The 16,505-nt window shown below is 39.5% G+C and carries 18 protein-coding genes; 3 read left to right on the forward strand and 15 right to left on the reverse strand.

Annotated features, from left to right (window positions below):
* Nucleotides 1-33: 33 nt before the first annotated feature.
* From J1C91_RS07650 to cdaA, 5 genes are all read right to left on the reverse strand, one after another.
* Complete coding sequence (locus J1C91_RS07650; RefSeq protein WP_002895969.1) at nt 34-162, reverse strand: DUF4044 domain-containing protein; 129 nt, start codon at nt 160-162, stop codon at nt 34-36.
* A 117-nt stretch (nt 163-279) separates the two neighbouring features.
* A complete protein-coding gene (locus J1C91_RS07655) occupies nt 280-2,052 on the reverse strand; it encodes an Ig-like domain-containing protein (RefSeq protein WP_002910160.1) in 1,773 nt (590 codons plus the stop codon).
* A gap of 65 nt (nt 2,053-2,117) precedes the next feature.
* Nucleotides 2,118-3,470, reverse strand: coding sequence for a phosphoglucosamine mutase (gene glmM / locus J1C91_RS07660; RefSeq protein ID WP_002910161.1), 1,353 nt, complete (start codon nt 3,468-3,470; stop codon nt 2,118-2,120).
* A gap of 94 nt (nt 3,471-3,564) precedes the next feature.
* Nucleotides 3,565-4,329: a CdaR family protein gene (locus J1C91_RS07665; RefSeq protein WP_002902728.1), complete on the reverse strand. Its 765-nt coding sequence runs from the start codon at nt 4,327-4,329 to the stop codon at nt 3,565-3,567.
* Nucleotides 4,317-5,165: a diadenylate cyclase CdaA gene (cdaA, locus tag J1C91_RS07670; protein WP_002902726.1), complete on the reverse strand. Its 849-nt coding sequence runs from the start codon at nt 5,163-5,165 to the stop codon at nt 4,317-4,319. Before cdaA ends, J1C91_RS07665 begins: the two co-directional genes overlap by 13 nt.
* A 232-nt stretch (nt 5,166-5,397) precedes the next feature.
* On the opposite strand from cdaA, the gene murT reads away from it, so the two are divergent.
* From murT to J1C91_RS07685, 3 genes are read left to right on the forward strand one after another with little or no spacing between them, the layout of a single operon-like run.
* Nucleotides 5,398-6,741, forward strand: a complete 1,344-nt coding sequence (gene murT, locus J1C91_RS07675; protein ID WP_002910162.1) for a lipid II isoglutaminyl synthase subunit MurT — start codon at nt 5,398-5,400, stop codon at nt 6,739-6,741.
* Nucleotides 6,741-7,526 carry a lipid II isoglutaminyl synthase subunit GatD gene (gene gatD, locus J1C91_RS07680; protein ID WP_002910163.1) on the forward strand — a complete coding sequence of 262 codons (786 nt, stop codon included), beginning with the start codon at nt 6,741-6,743 and terminating at the stop codon, nt 7,524-7,526. The genes murT and gatD overlap by 1 nt, the downstream gene beginning before the upstream one ends.
* An 18-nt stretch (nt 7,527-7,544) precedes the next feature.
* Nucleotides 7,545-7,802 carry a lipopolysaccharide assembly protein LapA domain-containing protein gene (locus tag J1C91_RS07685; protein ID WP_002910164.1) on the forward strand — a complete coding sequence of 86 codons (258 nt, stop codon included), beginning with the start codon at nt 7,545-7,547 and terminating at the stop codon, nt 7,800-7,802.
* An 18-nt stretch (nt 7,803-7,820) separates the two neighbouring features.
* Here the strand turns inward: J1C91_RS07685 and J1C91_RS07690 are convergent, their stop codons facing one another.
* The 10 genes from J1C91_RS07690 to J1C91_RS07735 form a co-directional block, all read right to left on the reverse strand.
* Nucleotides 7,821-9,002: an MFS transporter gene (locus J1C91_RS07690; RefSeq protein WP_032912485.1), complete on the reverse strand. Its 1,182-nt coding sequence runs from the start codon at nt 9,000-9,002 to the stop codon at nt 7,821-7,823.
* Between the two features lie 78 nt (nt 9,003-9,080).
* Nucleotides 9,081-9,944, reverse strand: a complete 864-nt coding sequence (locus tag J1C91_RS07695) for an XRE/MutR family transcriptional regulator (RefSeq protein WP_002910168.1) — start codon at nt 9,942-9,944, stop codon at nt 9,081-9,083.
* A gap of 199 nt (nt 9,945-10,143) precedes the next feature.
* Entirely contained in the window at nt 10,144-11,031 is an 888-nt protein-coding gene (locus J1C91_RS07700; protein WP_002910169.1) for a hypothetical protein, read from the reverse strand.
* Entirely contained in the window at nt 11,024-11,932 is a 909-nt protein-coding gene (locus J1C91_RS07705) for a hypothetical protein (RefSeq protein ID WP_002910170.1), read from the reverse strand. The genes J1C91_RS07700 and J1C91_RS07705 overlap by 8 nt, the downstream gene beginning before the upstream one ends.
* On the reverse strand, nt 11,925-12,824 hold the full coding sequence (locus J1C91_RS07710; protein ID WP_002910171.1) for a hypothetical protein: 900 nt from the start codon (nt 12,822-12,824) through the stop codon (nt 11,925-11,927). The genes J1C91_RS07705 and J1C91_RS07710 overlap by 8 nt, the downstream gene beginning before the upstream one ends.
* Before the next feature lie 28 nt (nt 12,825-12,852).
* Complete coding sequence (locus tag J1C91_RS07715; protein ID WP_002910172.1) at nt 12,853-13,518, reverse strand: hypothetical protein; 666 nt, start codon at nt 13,516-13,518, stop codon at nt 12,853-12,855.
* A 369-nt stretch (nt 13,519-13,887) separates the two neighbouring features.
* Nucleotides 13,888-14,166, reverse strand: a complete 279-nt coding sequence (locus J1C91_RS07720) for a DUF4176 domain-containing protein (protein WP_002910176.1) — start codon at nt 14,164-14,166, stop codon at nt 13,888-13,890.
* Nucleotides 14,167-14,176: 10 nt separating this feature from the next.
* Entirely contained in the window at nt 14,177-14,839 is a 663-nt protein-coding gene (locus J1C91_RS07725) for a hypothetical protein (RefSeq protein WP_002910177.1), read from the reverse strand.
* Nucleotides 14,840-14,929: 90 nt separating this feature from the next.
* A complete protein-coding gene (locus J1C91_RS07730) occupies nt 14,930-15,694 on the reverse strand; it encodes a hypothetical protein (protein ID WP_002910178.1) in 765 nt (254 codons plus the stop codon).
* A gap of 124 nt (nt 15,695-15,818) precedes the next feature.
* The gene (locus J1C91_RS07735; protein ID WP_002910179.1) at nt 15,819-16,376 is read right to left on the reverse strand and encodes a hypothetical protein; all 558 of its coding nucleotides are present in this window, start codon (nt 16,374-16,376) and stop codon (nt 15,819-15,821) included.
* Between the last annotated feature and the right edge of the window lie 129 nt (nt 16,377-16,505).

Consider the following 16,505-nt stretch of genomic DNA (forward strand, 5'->3'; position numbering starts at 1 on the left):
TCTAGTCTAAAAAAACGCCCTGAAGCGTTTGGATTAAAAGATTGCGCTGAGAGCGGAAGCAAAGATTGCTCCAACTGTCACGATGAGCATGATAATCACGACCAGCATCGTCAATTTTTCAAATCCTGTTTTTTTGCGTTGTCCGTTATCTCCAAAAGCCACGATAACACCTCTATCCTTTAAAAATTACTAGGTCTATTCTAACACGATTGCTCCGTTTTTTCAAATGGAAAAGTATGCAAAAAGGCTTTAAGAGAAAACTCTTAAAACCTTTGAATTTTATCTAGTCTTTTTTTGAAGAAAGACATAGCTTCCAAAGCCAACTAAGATTGCCAAACCTGCAACTGACAGCCAAAGTGTCGTTTCTTGACCAGTCTTAGGCAGAACTTTTTTGTTGCCTCCTGCAGCACCCGGATCATTGGTACCATTGTTTGAATTGTTATTTCCATTCCCTGGATTGTCTGTTCCACCCTTTGGATTGTCGGAACTGTTACTAGGGGTATTGTTACCATTGCCTGGGGTATTATTTGGATTGTTATTTGGATTGTTATTTGGATTATTATTTGGGTTATTGTTAGGGTTGTTATTTGGATTGTTTGGATTGTTGTTATTTCCAGGGTTAGGTGGCTGAACTGCCTTGCCTGGATCATTACCTCTATAGGTATTTGTAAAGACAGGATCCAAATCATATTTAACAGAGCCCAAAAACTCACCATTCACATCTTTAACAGTAACTGTCAGCTGAGCTTCCTTGTCATCATAGATGTAGTTAGCATCATTGCCCGGAATTTCCTTAATGCTGTAGCGGTAGTCACCAGCTGCATTATAGTTCAAGGCTTTGAAATTGATAGAACCATCAGCTTCATTGGTAGCTGTTTGAAGTAAAACACCGTTTTCGTCAAAGAGACCAAAGGTAAATTGACCCTTCTCTAACACTTTATTAACAAGTTTTTTCTGTGCCTGAATCTTCACATCTTTTGCTAGCACAGCGCTTCCTTTACCAGAGCCCTCTTCCAAGCGGACTGACTTAGTAATAGTGCGTTCTGGGAATCCTTTAGCTGTCCATGATAACTTGTTGTTAACCACATCACCCACTTTAGTACCTTCTGGTACGCGAGTAGAGTACTCGATGTACATTGGCCAGTTGTAGTTATCGCCAAAGTTAATGGTAAAACCGTTAGCATCGCCATTAGCGTTTTGGGTTAGGACTGCTTTGTTAGTAAAGTTATCAGCAACAGGCAGCGTCAGGATATGAGCTTCATTGCGGATACCACCAGCAACTGGAGCATAACGAACCGCCCGCAGCGTACCAGGAACCAAGGTCAGACCATCACCAAAGGTGTCTGAAATCACCATGTTGCGAAGCATGTCCTGTCTTGCATTCAGGATAATGCGCCATTTAACAATACTCGGATCAGTGCTGTCCTGGTAACCATATTTCATTTCATACTCACCAGCAGTTCCTTCTTCTTTCTGGTATTGGAAAGAAAAGTCTGTCTGGCCAAATTTGAAGGAAACAGGACCTGTTTCTTTGACTTTTTCGTTATTGATACGAACATTAAAGCCCAAAGATAGCTCTTTCTTTTGGGTATAGTTTGTAAAGTAGTTACTGAAAGTCACTGTAACTGACTGAGTCGCCGGGTCAGTTTGAGCTGTACCGACTAACTCTCCCGTATGATTAACAACATCATAGACATCGAAGTTTAAGGCAGTAATCAGACTTAATTCTTCCGGAAGTTTAAAAGTCAGGGTATCCCCTTCAGCGATCGTTTGAGCCGCAGGAAATGTGAAGTTGGTTGTTACAGACAAGGTTTCATTAGTCTTAACAGTTGAGTCACTTGTTAATGGCTCACCATCCTTAGTAATGCTGGTTTGCTGACTGTATTCAGTTACTTCAGAAGCCTGAGTTCGAGCAGCAAAACCTAAACCTGTAACAATAGCTGTTAATAAGATAAGAATTTTAAAAATAATTGTATTTTTATTTTTCATCTTTTTCTCCTTTCGTAGCTTATTATACCAAGAGTATTGCAATTTATCAACATTTTTATTCAAAGTGTTTAAAAATTCATACGAATATAAAAAAACCAAGACATTATGTCTCAGTTTCTTTACATTTATTAGTCTATCCCAATTTCAGCTCGAACAACATTAGCAATGGTATCTACATAATAATTTACTTCTTCGTCAGTTGGTGCTTCAGCCATGACCCTCAGCAAAGGCTCTGTTCCGCTCGGACGAACCAAAATCCGTCCATTACCAGCCATTTCGGCTTCCATTCTCTCAATCACTGTCTTGATAGCTAGGACTTCCATCGCCTTATTTTTCATGCTATTTTCCACACGAATATTGACCAGTTTCTGCGGATAGATGGTTACTTCAGAAGCCAATTCAGATAGTTTCTTACCAGTTTCCTGCATGACCTTGGTCAATTGCACAGCTGAAAGCTGACCGTCACCTGTCGTATTGTAGTCCATGATGATAACATGTCCAGACTGCTCGCCACCTAGATTATAGCCATTCTTGCGCATTTCCTCTACTACATAGCGGTCACCAACTGCTGTCACAGCCTTTTGGATACCTTCACGATCCAAAGCCTTATGGAAGCCTAGGTTAGACATGACGGTCGTAACAATGGTATTCTGTGCCAGCTCGCCTTTTTCAGACAGGTACTTACCGATGATGTACATAATCTTGTCACCATCTACCAGCTCACCATTTTCATCCACGGCAATGAGGCGATCGCTATCTCCATCAAAGGCCAGACCAATCGCTGCACCAGACTCACGGACAACCTCCTGCAAAGCTTCTGGATGCGTAGAGCCGACATTCAGATTGATATTAAGGCCGTCTGGATTTTCTCCGATAATGGTCAACTGAGCGCCAAGGTCCGCAAAAATCTGACGAGCGCTGGTAGAAGCCGCACCGTTGGCCGTATCTAAGGCCACATGCATTCCTTCTAGTTCTAAGCCAGTTGAAACCAAGTATTGTTGGTACTTGCGCAGCCCTTCTGGATAGTCCACCAAGTCACCCAAACCTTCGGCGCTTGGACGTGGCAAGGTGTCTTCCGCTGCGTCCAGCAAAGCTTCGATTTCCAACTCACGCTCATCATCCAGTTTATAGCCGTCACCACCAAAGAATTTGATACCATTATCCAAAGCTGGATTGTGGCTGGCAGAAATCATAACTCCGGCGCTGGCTTTCTCTGACTTGACCAGATAAGCCACACCAGGCGTTGCAATGACACCCAATTTATAGACATGAATCCCAACGGACAAAAGTCCTGCAACCAAGGCGCTTTCCAGCATTTCTCCTGAAATTCGAGTATCACGGCCAACAAAGACCCGAGGAACTTCACTTTCGTGCTGACTCAGAACATAACCACCAAAGCGACCGAGTTTAAAGGCCAATTCCGGCGTTAATTCCACATTTGCTTCTCCGCGAACACCATCGGTTCCAAAGTATTTACCCATTATAAATAGTTTCCTTTCATAAGACCTGGATGTAAAGATTTAGGCTGCAAGCAAGACAGACTGACTTCATCCAAGTTTATTTTCAAAATTTTATTTAGTTTTTATTTGATGAGCTCGTATTTGAGCTGCTATTAGAGGAGGACGAGCCTGAGCTGTCTGCTGTTTTAGTGTTGACACGCATAGTCGTTTCAAATGGTGTCACCACGCTTGGCATAACATTTCCCTGTCCATCAACCGCCTGCAGCGGCGCTGTCCCGCTGTAGTTACCAGTGATAATGACATTAGTCGGGAGAATAGCTACGACAGACTCAATCTTAGAAAGGGTCTCCTCGTCACTAGTTACAGTAGCTTCCTTATTTTCCAAGGTCACACCACTGATAGACACATTTTCAGCCACCTGGCTGTCTGTGATGAGGTAGCGGACTTCAACCTTCTTGCTAGCCTTTTTACCAATCTTAACCGAAATCTTCTGCGGAGTCACTGTAGCAGTCAGACCGCTTGGCAGGTTTTCAACCTTTAGCGGAATTTCTACTGTGCCTTCTGTAGCCTTGGAAAGATCAGCAACGACTCGAAATTTTCGAGTGCTTTCCTGCATTTCACTGGCTAGATTGACCCGGTTGGAGCCTGTCAGAGCGACGGAAACTTCAGAAGTGAAACCGCTGATAAAGTAATTCTCACTGTCATATTTGATGTCAATCGGCACATTGGAAACCGTATTGGTATAAGTTTCAGATGTGACCTGTCGAACTCCAGTATTGTTTTGATAACTGCTGGAGGTTGCATAGACAAAAAGCACTAGGGCAAAGAAAAACGAAGAGATGATATAAAGAATTTTTTTACGTTTTTTCATTTCTTCCATCCTCCCATGAAGCGTTTTTTCAAACCCGCTGGCTTGTCCTGCTCTGATAAGAAGACCTTTCTCAGCTCTATCTCAAACTCATCCAAAGTCAAATCATGCTTGAAAATTCCATTGTGCGTGGTGGAAATCCCACCGGTTTCTTCTGAAACGACAAAAGTAAACGCATCTGATACTTCAGAAAGGCCAATAGCTGCGCGGTGCCGGGTTCCAAACTCCTTAGAGATACCGCTGCTTTCGGTCAGAGGCAGGTAGGCACAGGAAGCCGCAATCTTATTGTTTTTTATAATGACTGCTCCATCGTGCAATGGCGTATTGGGGATAAAAATGTTGATTAGCAGCTCTCCGGACACATCTGCATCCAAGGGAATCCCTGTCGCAATGTACTCTTGCAAGGTGCGGGTTCCCTGAATGGCCACCAAAGCCCCGATTTTCCGCGGACTCATATAGGCAACAGACTTGACAAAGGCCTGAACCATTTTTTCTTCGTTACTGATGGGCGTTGTAGAAAAAATATCTGTTGCCCGGCCCAGCTTTTCCAATCCTGCTCGAATCTCAGGCGAGAAAATCACCACGGTCGCAATGACCCCGTAGGTGATGACCTGATTGATCAACCAAGAAATGGTGGTCAAGCCGATGATATTGGCAAAAAACTGTGCCAAGATAAAGAAGAGCACCCCGCGGACCAAAATCATGATCTTGGTACCGGCAATGGCCTTGATTAGATAATATAGAATCCATGCGACGATAGCGACGTCAATAATATTAATTACAATCCTCCAAGGGTCAGAAAACAAACTGGCCCAATATTGGAGATTGGTTAGTTGTTGAAAATTCATACTTAGACTTCCTACTCCTCTACAAGCAAAGTCCAACAGCTGTAGCAACAAATCGAACTTATTAAATCTTATAACAGCCTGATTTTATCTTGCACTTAGAGTTTACTCAATTAACTTCTCTCTTTTTATTTTACAGTGGGTCTTAATGCTTAAAGACTTACCAACCCATTATATCACGTTTGTCAATATTTTTCTGTAACCTTCTTTACTTTTTTATGATAAAATATTTCTTATGAAGATAAATACAGCCTTGGGCCTCTTGGCAGGCAAGTCCTCCCACTTTGTTCTCAGCAAAATGGGGCGTGGATCGACCCTGCCAGGGAAAGTTGCCCTGACATTTGATAAAAATATTTTACAAAACCTAGCAAAGAACTATGAGGTTGTGGTTGTTACCGGAACCAATGGTAAAACTCTGACTACAGCTCTGACAGTGGGTATTCTCAAGGAAGCCTTTGGAGAAGTGGTGACCAATCCTAGCGGTGCCAACATGATTACGGGGATTACCACAACCTTCCTGACCGCTAAGAAAGGCAAATCTGGCAAACATATCGCTGTGCTGGAAATAGATGAAGCCAGCCTATCTCGGATTTGTGATTATATCAAGCCCAGCCTCTTCGTCTTCACCAATATTTTCCGCGACCAAATGGACCGCTATGGTGAGATCTACACGACCTACCAGATGATTCTGGATGCTGCAGCTAAAGTACCTGAAGCAACTGTACTGATGAATGGTGACAGCCCTCTCTTTAACTCGGTCAGCCTGAAAAATCCTGTCCGCTACTATGGATTTGATACCGAGAAAGGCCAGGCTCAGCTGGCTCACTACAATACAGAGGGCATCCTCTGTCCCAAGTGCGAGCATATCCTAAAGTATGAGCTCAACACCTATGCCAATCTGGGAGCTTATATCTGTGAGGACTGCGGCTTCAAGCGTCCTAAGCTTGACTACAGCCTGACCGCTCTAAAAACGCTTGAGCATAACCGCTCTGCCTTTACCATTGATGGTCAAGACTATCAAATCAATATCGGTGGCCTTTATAATATCTACAATGCCTTAGCCGCTGTATCAGTAGCTCAGTTCTTTGATGTCGAGCCGGCTACTATTAAGGCTGGCTTTGACAAGAGCCGAGCTGTCTTTGGCCGTCAGGAAACTTTCAAAATCGGCGATAAGGAATGTACCTTAGTCTTGATTAAAAATCCGGTTGGGGCGACCCAAGCACTGGATATGATTGGACTGGCACCTTTTGACTTTAGCTTGTCCGTTCTGCTCAATGCAAACTATGCAGACGGCATTGATACCAGCTGGATCTGGGATGCTGATTTTGAGAGGATTTTAGAGATGGAGATCCCTCATGTCATTGCTGGCGGTGTCCGCCACTCTGAGATTGCTCGTCGACTGCGGGTAACGGGCTATCCAGCAGATCAGATTACCGAAGTCAAAGATTTGGAAGCAGTCTTTAAGGCCATTGAACAGCAAGAAACCAAGCATGCCTATATCTTAGCAACTTATACTGCCATGCTGGAATTCCGTGAGTTGCTGGCAGAACGACAAGTGGTCAGAAAGGAGATGAACTAATGGTATACAGATCCCTCACTTCTCCTGAAAACCAGGACTATCGCTACGAAGTAAAGATTGCCCACCTCTATGGCAATCTCATGAATACCTACGGCGACAATGGCAATGTCCTCATGCTCAAGTATGTGGCTGAAAAGCTAGGCGCTAGAGTTAAAGTCGATATCGTTTCTCTAGAAGATGACTTTGAAAAGGACAGCTACGACATCGTCTTCTTTGGCGGAGGTCAAGACTATGAGCAAACGATCGTGGCTCGTGACCTGCCAGCTAAAAAAGAAGCTTTGGAAAGCTTTATTAATGAAAACGGCGTAGTGCTAGCCATCTGTGGTGGCTTCCAACTCTTAGGCCAATACTATATCGAAGCTTCTGGCCGTCGAATTGAAGGTCTGGGCATCATGGGTCACTATACCCTCAACCAGACCAATAATCGCTATATTGGTGATATTAAGATTCATAATGATGAATTCGATGAGACCTACTACGGCTTTGAAAATCACCAAGGACGGACTTTCCTCTCGGACGACGAGAAACCTCTGGGCAAAGTTGTCTATGGAAATGGCAACAATCAAGAGGATGGTTGCGAGGGTGTTCATTATAAAAATGTCTTTGGCTCCTACTTCCATGGTCCCATCTTGTCCCGCAATGCGAACTTGGCCTACCGTCTGGTGACCACCGCTCTGAAAAACAAATATGGCTCAGATATTGAACTGGCGGCTTATGAAGATATCCTAGCCCAAGAAATCCCAGAAGAATACGGAGATATCAAAAGCAAGGCAGAGTTTGAATAAATAAACAGGAGAATCACTATGAAAGAAAAATTGCACTATATTCTGCTTTTAATTACCATTCTATTGGTGGCCAGTATTTCCTTGGCCAATATGCAGAGTGTCAATGTTAGCTTTATCTTGTTCAGCTTCAAACTACCCTTGATTATATTGATTTTAATTTCAGTGCTCCTGGGTTCTGTCACGACTTTTCTCATCAGCATGGTGAAAAATTTCTCACTGAAAAAAGAGCTTAAGAAAACCAAAGAAGCACTTAAAAATTCCCATACAGAAAACTAGGTTGGAAATCACTCCAGCCTAGTTTTTTTCTATTTTCTTTTGATAAAGGTAGGAAATCAAAGCCAATCCCATCACTCCGAAACCAATCAGAAGAAAGGAAAGGGTGTGGACACTCGGCAGAAGAGTCATCAGAAACGTCGCAGGAGGCATGAAAAGAATTGCTAGCGTGTAGATAGTCGAGAAAACTCTTCCTAGGTACTGCTTGTCCACCTTAGTCTGAACCTGGCTGAAGAAATGAATGTTGAAAACAGTCATAAAGAGCTCACAGATAAGATTACCAGAATAAGAAAAATATGGATGAACCGGTAGCAAGGCAGAGACGCCCATGACTGCAACTCCAACACCGGTCAATAGCAGGGCTACAAGTAAGTTGCCCATACTGGCCTTAACCTTGCTGGCTAGAATGGCTCCAATGATTGAGCCTATAGCACCCAAACTCAGAATGCTTGCATAAGATCCCGTCTTTTCATAGAGCTGATTGGTAAAAGGCAATAGATAATTAAAGGCCGCAAAGAAAAAGTTGACTGCAGAAGCTACCAAAAGCAGAAAGAAAATTTCTTTTTGCTGACGGATATAAACTAAACCTTCCTTGATATCTCCCAGGATATTTCTAAGATTGATGGGAGACTTCTGCTTGCTTGGCTCATGATTGGGCAGAAAGTAAACCAAGGCAAAAGCCAGAAAGAAACTCAGCGCATCCAACTGAAGGGTCATGCGCAGATTTGCATACTGCATCACGATAAAAGACAAAACTGGAGCTGAGACACTGATAACTTGCAAGGCCAATTCCAGATGAGAATTGTAGGCCACGATGTCTTCTTTGTCCACAATTTCGGTAATATAAGACTTATTAGCTGGCCGAGAAAAGGCAAAGGCTATAGCCTGAACCACATTAGCAAAAATCAGCGCTCCAATCATGAGCTGGTCATTTGAAATAAAAGAAATCAGCAGACAAAGACCAGCACAAATCAAGTCCGTTACCATCAGCACCTTACGTCTGGAAAAGCGGTCCGTAATGGCCCCACCCAAAGGATTAAATAAGATAGAAGTGACTAGCTCCGATATTTGGTAAATGCCCAAGACCGTCTGTCCCAGAGCTCCCAAAGAAGCAAGCCAGATGCTATTTCCATAATCATAAAGCATATTCCCAATTTTATTAATAGCAGCCCGTGTAATCAGCTGTGCTGCATGTCGATTCATAAAAATACCTCCTTCCATTTCTGAAACTATTGTATCAGGAATGGAGGGAGGTTCTTTATTTTTCCCATATTTGGGAAATTATGCTTTTACAAACTTATGGAAATGCTCTTGATAATAGGCGACTTGCTCAGGTAAATTCAGCACTTCAAAGATGTGCATGACTTCCTGCATTTGCGTGATTCCCTGCTTCTTCTGTCCCTTCTGATAAACCGCAAACCCCTTGAGATAGAGGAATACATTGCGTTCATAAAGTTTGATGCCTTTGCCAATGATTTTCTCTACGTAAGCCTCAAAGTAACTTGCCTTATCAAAAGAACGACTTTCCAAACAATGCTGGTAACAATTGAGGGCTAAAATCAAGACCAATTTCTTATGGCGACCGATTTCTTTATAGTAGTCTTCTCGCTCCATGACTTCCCTGCCCAGACGGTAGACGTAGTCCACATCATAAAAGCTATAGAGGTTTCCAAAGAGGATCAGCTCGTACATGGTCCAATCTTCCACTTGAAAGAGATAATCGGCCACCTTATCTAAATCTTCTTGCCTCATGTGAAACTGACTGTCTCGCTGACAAATCAAGCCCTGCAGCAAAATCCAATTCAGCTCATAGTAAAGAGGCGTGCTACTAGCTTGGGCCTTTTCCAACTGCTCCGCTTGCAAGTCTTGAAATCCCTTGATGTCATTTGAGTAGTAAAGAGGGATAATTTTACACATCATGGCCACGTGCTCATGCTGCTGGAAATTCCGTGCCTTGTCCATAAAATTTTCAAGGGTCACATGAATATTATCCAAGAGATCTAAAAATTTCGAGAGAGTCATGTCCGACTCACCCAGCTCAAAACGAGACAGCTGAGAGGTCGAGCAAACCTGACCAGCTGCTTCCTTCAATGAATAATGCCCATTTAAACGAAAATCACGAAAAACTTTACCTAAATCTTCCATTTGTTTACCACTTAAATTCCTTTAATCGCTGTTTCGCTTCCCTAGTCGCTCTTTCAAAACTACCTTCACTGCCTCTTGTTCGGATTTTATTTTCAGATGAGACTTTTTTCGACAAAATCTTATCGACTGAAAATCAGAAAAGGCAGATTCTGCTAAGAATCCTGTCTACTTATCCCTACCACCCATACCAATCTTCTTTTCATCTGTTTTTTAATAAATCCTTGTGTTTTTTTAAATATTTTTTTCCATACCATTCCTCTACAGACTTACCTTCCCACTCACGGTATTCTTCGGGGTATTTCCATTTGTAGAAAGCTTGTAAATAACTAGGAAATTCGATGTAAATTAGCATAGCAATCACAGCAATATTTAGGATAATCCATGTTATCAAAAGACCTAAGCCTTCCAACGAAGTTGAAAATTTCATGGAAAAACTCTTTATAATAAAGTTTATAATTACTACAATTCCCAAAAAACTCATTCCATAAATCGCTATCTTATTGGCAATTTTATTGTGAAGAGGAGACCCACTTCCATTACCATACATCAGTTCTTTGAGACTTTCAATTTCAAGGCTAAACATAAAATAGGCTAATATAAAAATAAAAACAAAAATTGCAACAACCATCCAAATAGATAAAGTTGGTAATGATATATCAATAGCTAACAGATTAAATTCAAGACTAAGCCAAATTAGAAATGTGATGACATGAAAATGATAACGATAGGGCAGTAAAAAAGCTTTTCTAAAAACTTTACCAATCAATATGATAAATACCCAAATTAAGAAACAGACTAGATATACCTCAGCTGTTAGTAATGGATGTTGATAGATAGGCAATCTTAAATCTTTAGGATCAGAGTCGTGCAAGGATAGCGAGAAAACAAGAATCATAAAGTTTATAATGACAGGACCGATAAGAGTTAAAACAATATTCTGAATATGAAGAACTAGTTTAGACTTTCCTTCCCTATAATATATTTCTAACTTAGAGAAAACATTTCCTTTCTGGTACTGTACAAACCCATCATCTTCCAGATTCAAACTCTCTTCAAAACTAGCCTTAAAAATAGATTTTTTATCCATAAGTTTGATTACCAATCTTCTTTTGTAGTAGTTCAGGGTGCTTTTTCAAGTACCTCTTCCCATACCATTCCTCTACGGACTTGCCTTCCCATTCTCGGTATTCTTCTGGATATTTCCATTTGTAGAATGCTTCTAAAAAGAAAGGAAATTCCATAAAAATGAGTATGGCAATTAGGACGATATTCAAAATAATCCATGTCAAGAAAAGCCCCATGCCTTCTATAGAAGTTGAAAATTTTATAGAAAAACTTTTCAAAATAAAATTAATAATAACACCAATTCCCAAAATTCCCATTCCATAAACAGATATCATATTGGCAATTTTATCCTGCAGAGTAAGAGATTGAATATTCCCGTAAATTCGTTTTTTTAAACTTCTAATTTCACTGCTTAACATTAAATAAGTCAACAATACTAGAAACCCAAAAAGTGCCAAGATACCCCATATTGATAATACCGGTAAAGATATAGTGATTGCCAGCAAATTAAATTCTAACATAAACCATATCATAAAAGTCATGATATGAAAGCGATAACGATAAGGAAGAATATAAGTCCGTTTAAAGAATTTGCCCATTAATACCATTAACAGCCAAATTAATAAACAAATTAAATAGACTTCAACTGTTAGTATAGGATGTTGAGAAATAGGCAATCTTAAATCCTTAGGATCAGAATCATGTAAGGACATCGCAAAAACAAATAACATGAAATTTACACCTATCGGAAACAATAAACTAAAAATTAGGGTTTGAACGCTAAACCAAAAGGAGGGTTTCCCCTTCTTAAAAGCTTTCCCAAGTTTATTATAATAATCTTTTTTCTGATACTGTAAAAACCCATCATCTTCCAGATTCAAACTCTCTTCAAAACTAGCCTTAAAAATAGATTTTTTAGTCATAACTTTGATTTCCAATCTTCTTTTGTAATAGTTCAGGGTGCTTTTTCAAGTACCTCTTCCCATACCATTCCTCTACGGACTTACCTTCCCATTCTCGATATTCTTCGGAATATTTCCATTTGTAATAGGCTTGGAGAAAATATGGTAAACCTATAAAAACAATTATTGCAATCACCACAATATTAGCAAAGACCCATAGAAGTAAAAAACCAAATGCTTTCATGGAATTTGAAATATCTACAGTAAAGCTTCCGAAAATATATTTTATAATAATACCAATCCCTAAAATCCCCATGCCGTAAATAGAAATAATTTTAGCAATCTTATTACGAAAAGTCACTTGTCTATCCTCATCATACATAAGCTTTCTTAATCCTGTTAACTCCATACTAAACATCATGTAAGTGAAGATCATTATTACTCCATATATAGCAATAATTTCCCAAAATGCTAAATTTGCTAATAGAATGTCAAAAACGATTAAATCAATTTCCAATAAAAACCAAAGCATAAATGTAAAAACATGAAGCTGATAACGATATGGTAAAAGATAAGTTCGTTTAGTAAATTTTCCAAGAATGACTAAGAACAGCCAAATAAGAAGTAAAATCAAAAAAACATTTACAGTTAATGACTCGTGCTTAGATATCGGAAGAGTCAGGGTCTCACTCTCATGAAATTCCATAGATACAACAAGCAACATAAAGTTAAATCCAACAGGAAAAATTAAACCTAAAATAAAACTTCTAATTCGAAACCAAAGAGATGCTCCTCCTTTTTTAAAATAGTTAGACGTTTTATCATGCTGCTCTTGCTGCAACTTTCGAAACCCATCATCTTCCAGATTTAAACTCTCTTCAAAACTAGCATTAAAAATAGATCTTTTCTTCATTTTTTTCACTCAAATCCTAGTGCCTTACCTATTCATAGTCAGGATGTGTCCTTATACAGATTGCTGCATATAAAGCATCTATCATAACAGCTGGGAAAGTTAAGTTCATCAAAATTCCAATGAAAACACCAAAAACATTCTCACTGTAACCAGTAAGAATTGCTAGTGCTAGCATGGCAGCTACAAAAGCAACTCCAAAGTTGAACAGCCGTTCTTGCTTTCTACCTTTTTCTTTGCCGCCATATGTCTCCCACCGGTTGAAAGCCCAGATTTTCCCCTGATTTTTAGGAAGGTAATACCAAGAGTAGAGAGTGCATGAAAATAGAAAAATACAAAAGGCTAAAAGATTATAAACAAGTGCCAAGCCTGAATATATCCCACCATTACCAACTAGCATGACCAAGCCTATAAAATTGACGTCAACAAGTAAAACTAAAACAGTTATGGAAACAAATAGATAGATGAAACTTTTAAATTTTAGAATAAAATTATTAAAGAAAGAGATTGGAATTGCAACACCACTAATGGACATACAAATTATGAACAGGATCTTATAGATGCCAACATGGTCTATAAAAGTCGTCCCAAAAAATGCCATAAAAGAGATTGCCAGTGTAATCCAAGGTAGAATCTTAATATAGCCTAAACTAACCCCATTAGTAATTAAAGGTCCGTGATATCGTTCTTTATACATGCTTATCCTCTGATTGAAATTGCTTAATACTTTTCTCGTGCTGAGCTAAGAGAACCGCTAAGACATTCGAAAAATTTGTCAATAGCGGTACTTGGTGATTGGTGATTTTTGCATTAATTGCTTCCTTCACCTCTCCTTTGAGGCTTTCTAAATGTATCAAATTTATAAAAGAGGTCTTAGCTGTCTCAAGCTAAGCATTGATGGAGGTTTTTGAATTAAACAAGGCTGTCTTTTGTTCATAAACCTCTTTCAATCTACCTTCCCTATGCGGTATAGAAAAACAAAGCCATCTGCTCTTAATTATACCATGAATCTGGAAGCCGATAAATAAAAAATCGCTTTGACTCAAGCGATTCTTCTCATACCATATTAAATAGAACCTTTTAGAACATCTGTTGACTTCATCCAAGTTTCGTAATGCTCTTCAAAAGCCTCTTCGTCTTCATTTCTATATCCTTTAACATTTTCTCTATTGAAAAAGAACAAATTATCTGGTGTTTGCCTCCCATTCGGAATAACTACTGAACCGCAGTCAAAATAGACACTCTTAGTCCCTCCTCGTCCATCTTCCACTTCGATTACACTAGCCTGTGAAACAATCATCACTTCTGTATCATCGCCGTTTTTAAGGGTTACTACCGAACCCAAATGTAAAATTTTATTTGTTTTCTCCTTCTTCCCTAAAACGCACTTTCCCTTGGCTGTATAGCTTCATAATCTTCACAAAGCGAACCGGATTGTTTTGGTTGTACAACAAAAAAAGCATGAAGAACATTAAACCTGCTCCCCAAAAATCATAGCCTCGTTCGATCGGTTGTCCAAATTTTTGAGTACAGTCGTAAAAAACGTACAAAAAATAGATAGCAAAGGCAAGTATAATGTAACGAGTTATTCGATAGATTGTAGCAGATGCCTCAGCTGGATCAAAATGTTCATCCCTCACCATCAAATTATGTGACACTGCATAATAAAACACCTTCTCTGTTGTCGGCTGAACCTTGCGCACATTTTTATAAAGTCCTCGCTCAAGAATTGCGGTAAACAATAGAAACTCAGCCAGCCACAATAGTAACACATAGCTCAAACTAGTCCAGTTATAGACACCAATATCCAAGGCTGAAAGGAAGCCATAGAGACCAGGTCCACCAGCCATTAGAAAAATAACCATTTCAGGAATGTAAGCATTGGTCTTATAAGCACCTTCCGTATTGAGCAGGAAACTTTTGGGAGCTGCTAAAGCCTCTCCAGTCTGCTGGTCATAATAGACCGCCTGACCATCACACTCGCCAATAAATACTCGACGACGTCTAAGAAAAAACATTCTAACCTCTTTCTAATTACTTATTGAAGTTCTATTACTAAACTTTATAATCTCTACTGCTTCACTGACCTTTATTCAATTTCAAATCAGCTAAGCCCCAGCTTTATAATCATGTAGCTCTTTTGTCACGATAGCTCCATCCGATCCGACACTAACTTCTAGATAGACATCAGGATCGTCGTCAGCTCTACATATCACATTAAGTTTTCCAGCACGGAATAAATCCAATATATCAAAACTCTTGGGAAGGTTGTTCTGATTATATAATACGAAAGAAATACCTAATAAAAGTCCAGTTGCAATAATTTTAAATATTTCTCCTCCAATAGGATTACCTAACAAGTCTTGATAATTAAAAATAAAATCATAGGCATAGAAGAATCCAACCAAGGGTACTAGAAAAATTAAACCTCTTATCAAGCGTGTAGCATTGCGGCTATCTTTTTCACTCATCTCCATCTCTGCCTCCACTTCCTTGGCTTCGTCTGACTTTTCCATAATCACCCGACAAACCGTTTGAGAGGTCACTTCTGCTCTATTGACATTTCGGTACAAGGCGCGTTCTACGAGGATAGTAATAAAGGCAAACTCTGCTATCCAAATAAGAATAACACTCCAAAAAGTTGTCATGGTATATGTTCCATGTAAGAACAATCTAAAGAAAGAAATTAGGCCTCCTCCACTAGACAAAAATAGGACAACTAAGAGAGGTATATGTCGGTTCATCTCGCTTGACTTCTCTGTATCTAATAGTTTACTCTTTGGAGCTTCTAAAACTTCGTGGGTCTTACGATCATAATAAATTGCTTTGTCATAATATTGATTCAAATAAAAACGACGTCTTCTAAAAAACATATTTCTCCTTTTTCTAATCCTTATTCTGGTTCTGTCAGCAAACCTTTGTTCCAAAAACTGAATTAGCCAACTTTTTCATTCAACATCTGTACTGTAGAAAAATTCTTATTTTTTATTCCCAAACTTATTTTGTACTTGCAATATAAGCCAATTTCTCAATTCTCTCATGAATCGTTTCTACATTCAAGTTTTCTCGAAGGTATTCACATAGCACTCCATTTTCATAAAACATTTGCTCTGAAAGCTGACCTTTTGGTTCATCCGGGCACTGAATCATAACAATGCTGAAAACACCACCGGGACCAGAATTCTCAATTGCATTTCCCTCAAAATGATAGGTGAAAGCCCGAAATTGAGAACCATTGTAGTTACCTGAAATTACATAGGCAACTTTTACCATATTTCCACGACCAAATGGATAATGATTAAAATTCGCGTATTTTTCTACATACGGATTCTGGAAAAGTTTTAGTGTGAGGTCGTTACTTGTTTTTTGCTTGGAATATTCTCTGTAATAGTCGTTACCTTGTGCTTTATCAAATTGATAGCCGTGCTCGGAAGCGAAGGCTTGGTATACTTTATTCTTTTTGGCGGAATGACTAATCGCCCAATAAACTATCCAACCTACGAAAGCAAAAATTGCTAGCATTAAGACAATAAAAATTATTAAAAAATCCATCATTTTATCCTATTTTTCTTAAATAAAACGATTCAGTCATCAAAATCTTTAGTAATACGATAACTGAACCACATTGAATATCAATTTAATTTTTCCTGTAAGCTCTAAGAAGCTCATTTCCAACGGAAACTA

The sequence above is a fragment of the Streptococcus sanguinis genome, from assembly GCF_050222175.1.
Taxonomy (GTDB): domain Bacteria; phylum Bacillota; class Bacilli; order Lactobacillales; family Streptococcaceae; genus Streptococcus; species Streptococcus sanguinis_M.

Excerpts from the sequence above, each read along its gene's own strand:
- glmM (WP_002910161.1), bottom strand. The coding sequence starts at position 3,470 with ATGGGTAAATACTTTGGAACCGATGGTGTTCGCGGAGAAGCAAATGTG.
- J1C91_RS07665 (WP_002902728.1), bottom strand. The coding sequence starts at position 4,329 with ATGGAAGAAATGAAAAAACGTAAAAAAATTCTTTATATCATCTCTTCG.
- cdaA (WP_002902726.1), bottom strand. The coding sequence starts at position 5,165 with ATGAATTTTCAACAACTAACCAATCTCCAATATTGGGCCAGTTTGTTT.
- murT (WP_002910162.1), top strand. The coding sequence starts at position 5,398 with ATGAAGATAAATACAGCCTTGGGCCTCTTGGCAGGCAAGTCCTCCCAC.
- gatD (WP_002910163.1), top strand. The coding sequence starts at position 6,741 with ATGGTATACAGATCCCTCACTTCTCCTGAAAACCAGGACTATCGCTAC.
- J1C91_RS07685 (WP_002910164.1), top strand. The coding sequence starts at position 7,545 with ATGAAAGAAAAATTGCACTATATTCTGCTTTTAATTACCATTCTATTG.
- J1C91_RS07690 (WP_032912485.1), bottom strand. The coding sequence starts at position 9,002 with ATGAATCGACATGCAGCACAGCTGATTACACGGGCTGCTATTAATAAA.
- J1C91_RS07695 (WP_002910168.1), bottom strand. The coding sequence starts at position 9,944 with ATGGAAGATTTAGGTAAAGTTTTTCGTGATTTTCGTTTAAATGGGCAT.
- J1C91_RS07700 (WP_002910169.1), bottom strand. The coding sequence starts at position 11,031 with ATGGATAAAAAATCTATTTTTAAGGCTAGTTTTGAAGAGAGTTTGAAT.
- J1C91_RS07705 (WP_002910170.1), bottom strand. The coding sequence starts at position 11,932 with ATGACTAAAAAATCTATTTTTAAGGCTAGTTTTGAAGAGAGTTTGAAT.
- J1C91_RS07710 (WP_002910171.1), bottom strand. The coding sequence starts at position 12,824 with ATGAAGAAAAGATCTATTTTTAATGCTAGTTTTGAAGAGAGTTTAAAT.
- J1C91_RS07715 (WP_002910172.1), bottom strand. The coding sequence starts at position 13,518 with ATGTATAAAGAACGATATCACGGACCTTTAATTACTAATGGGGTTAGT.
- J1C91_RS07725 (WP_002910177.1), bottom strand. The coding sequence starts at position 14,839 with ATGTTTTTTCTTAGACGTCGTCGAGTATTTATTGGCGAGTGTGATGGT.
- J1C91_RS07730 (WP_002910178.1), bottom strand. The coding sequence starts at position 15,694 with ATGTTTTTTAGAAGACGTCGTTTTTATTTGAATCAATATTATGACAAA.
- J1C91_RS07735 (WP_002910179.1), bottom strand. The coding sequence starts at position 16,376 with ATGATGGATTTTTTAATAATTTTTATTGTCTTAATGCTAGCAATTTTT.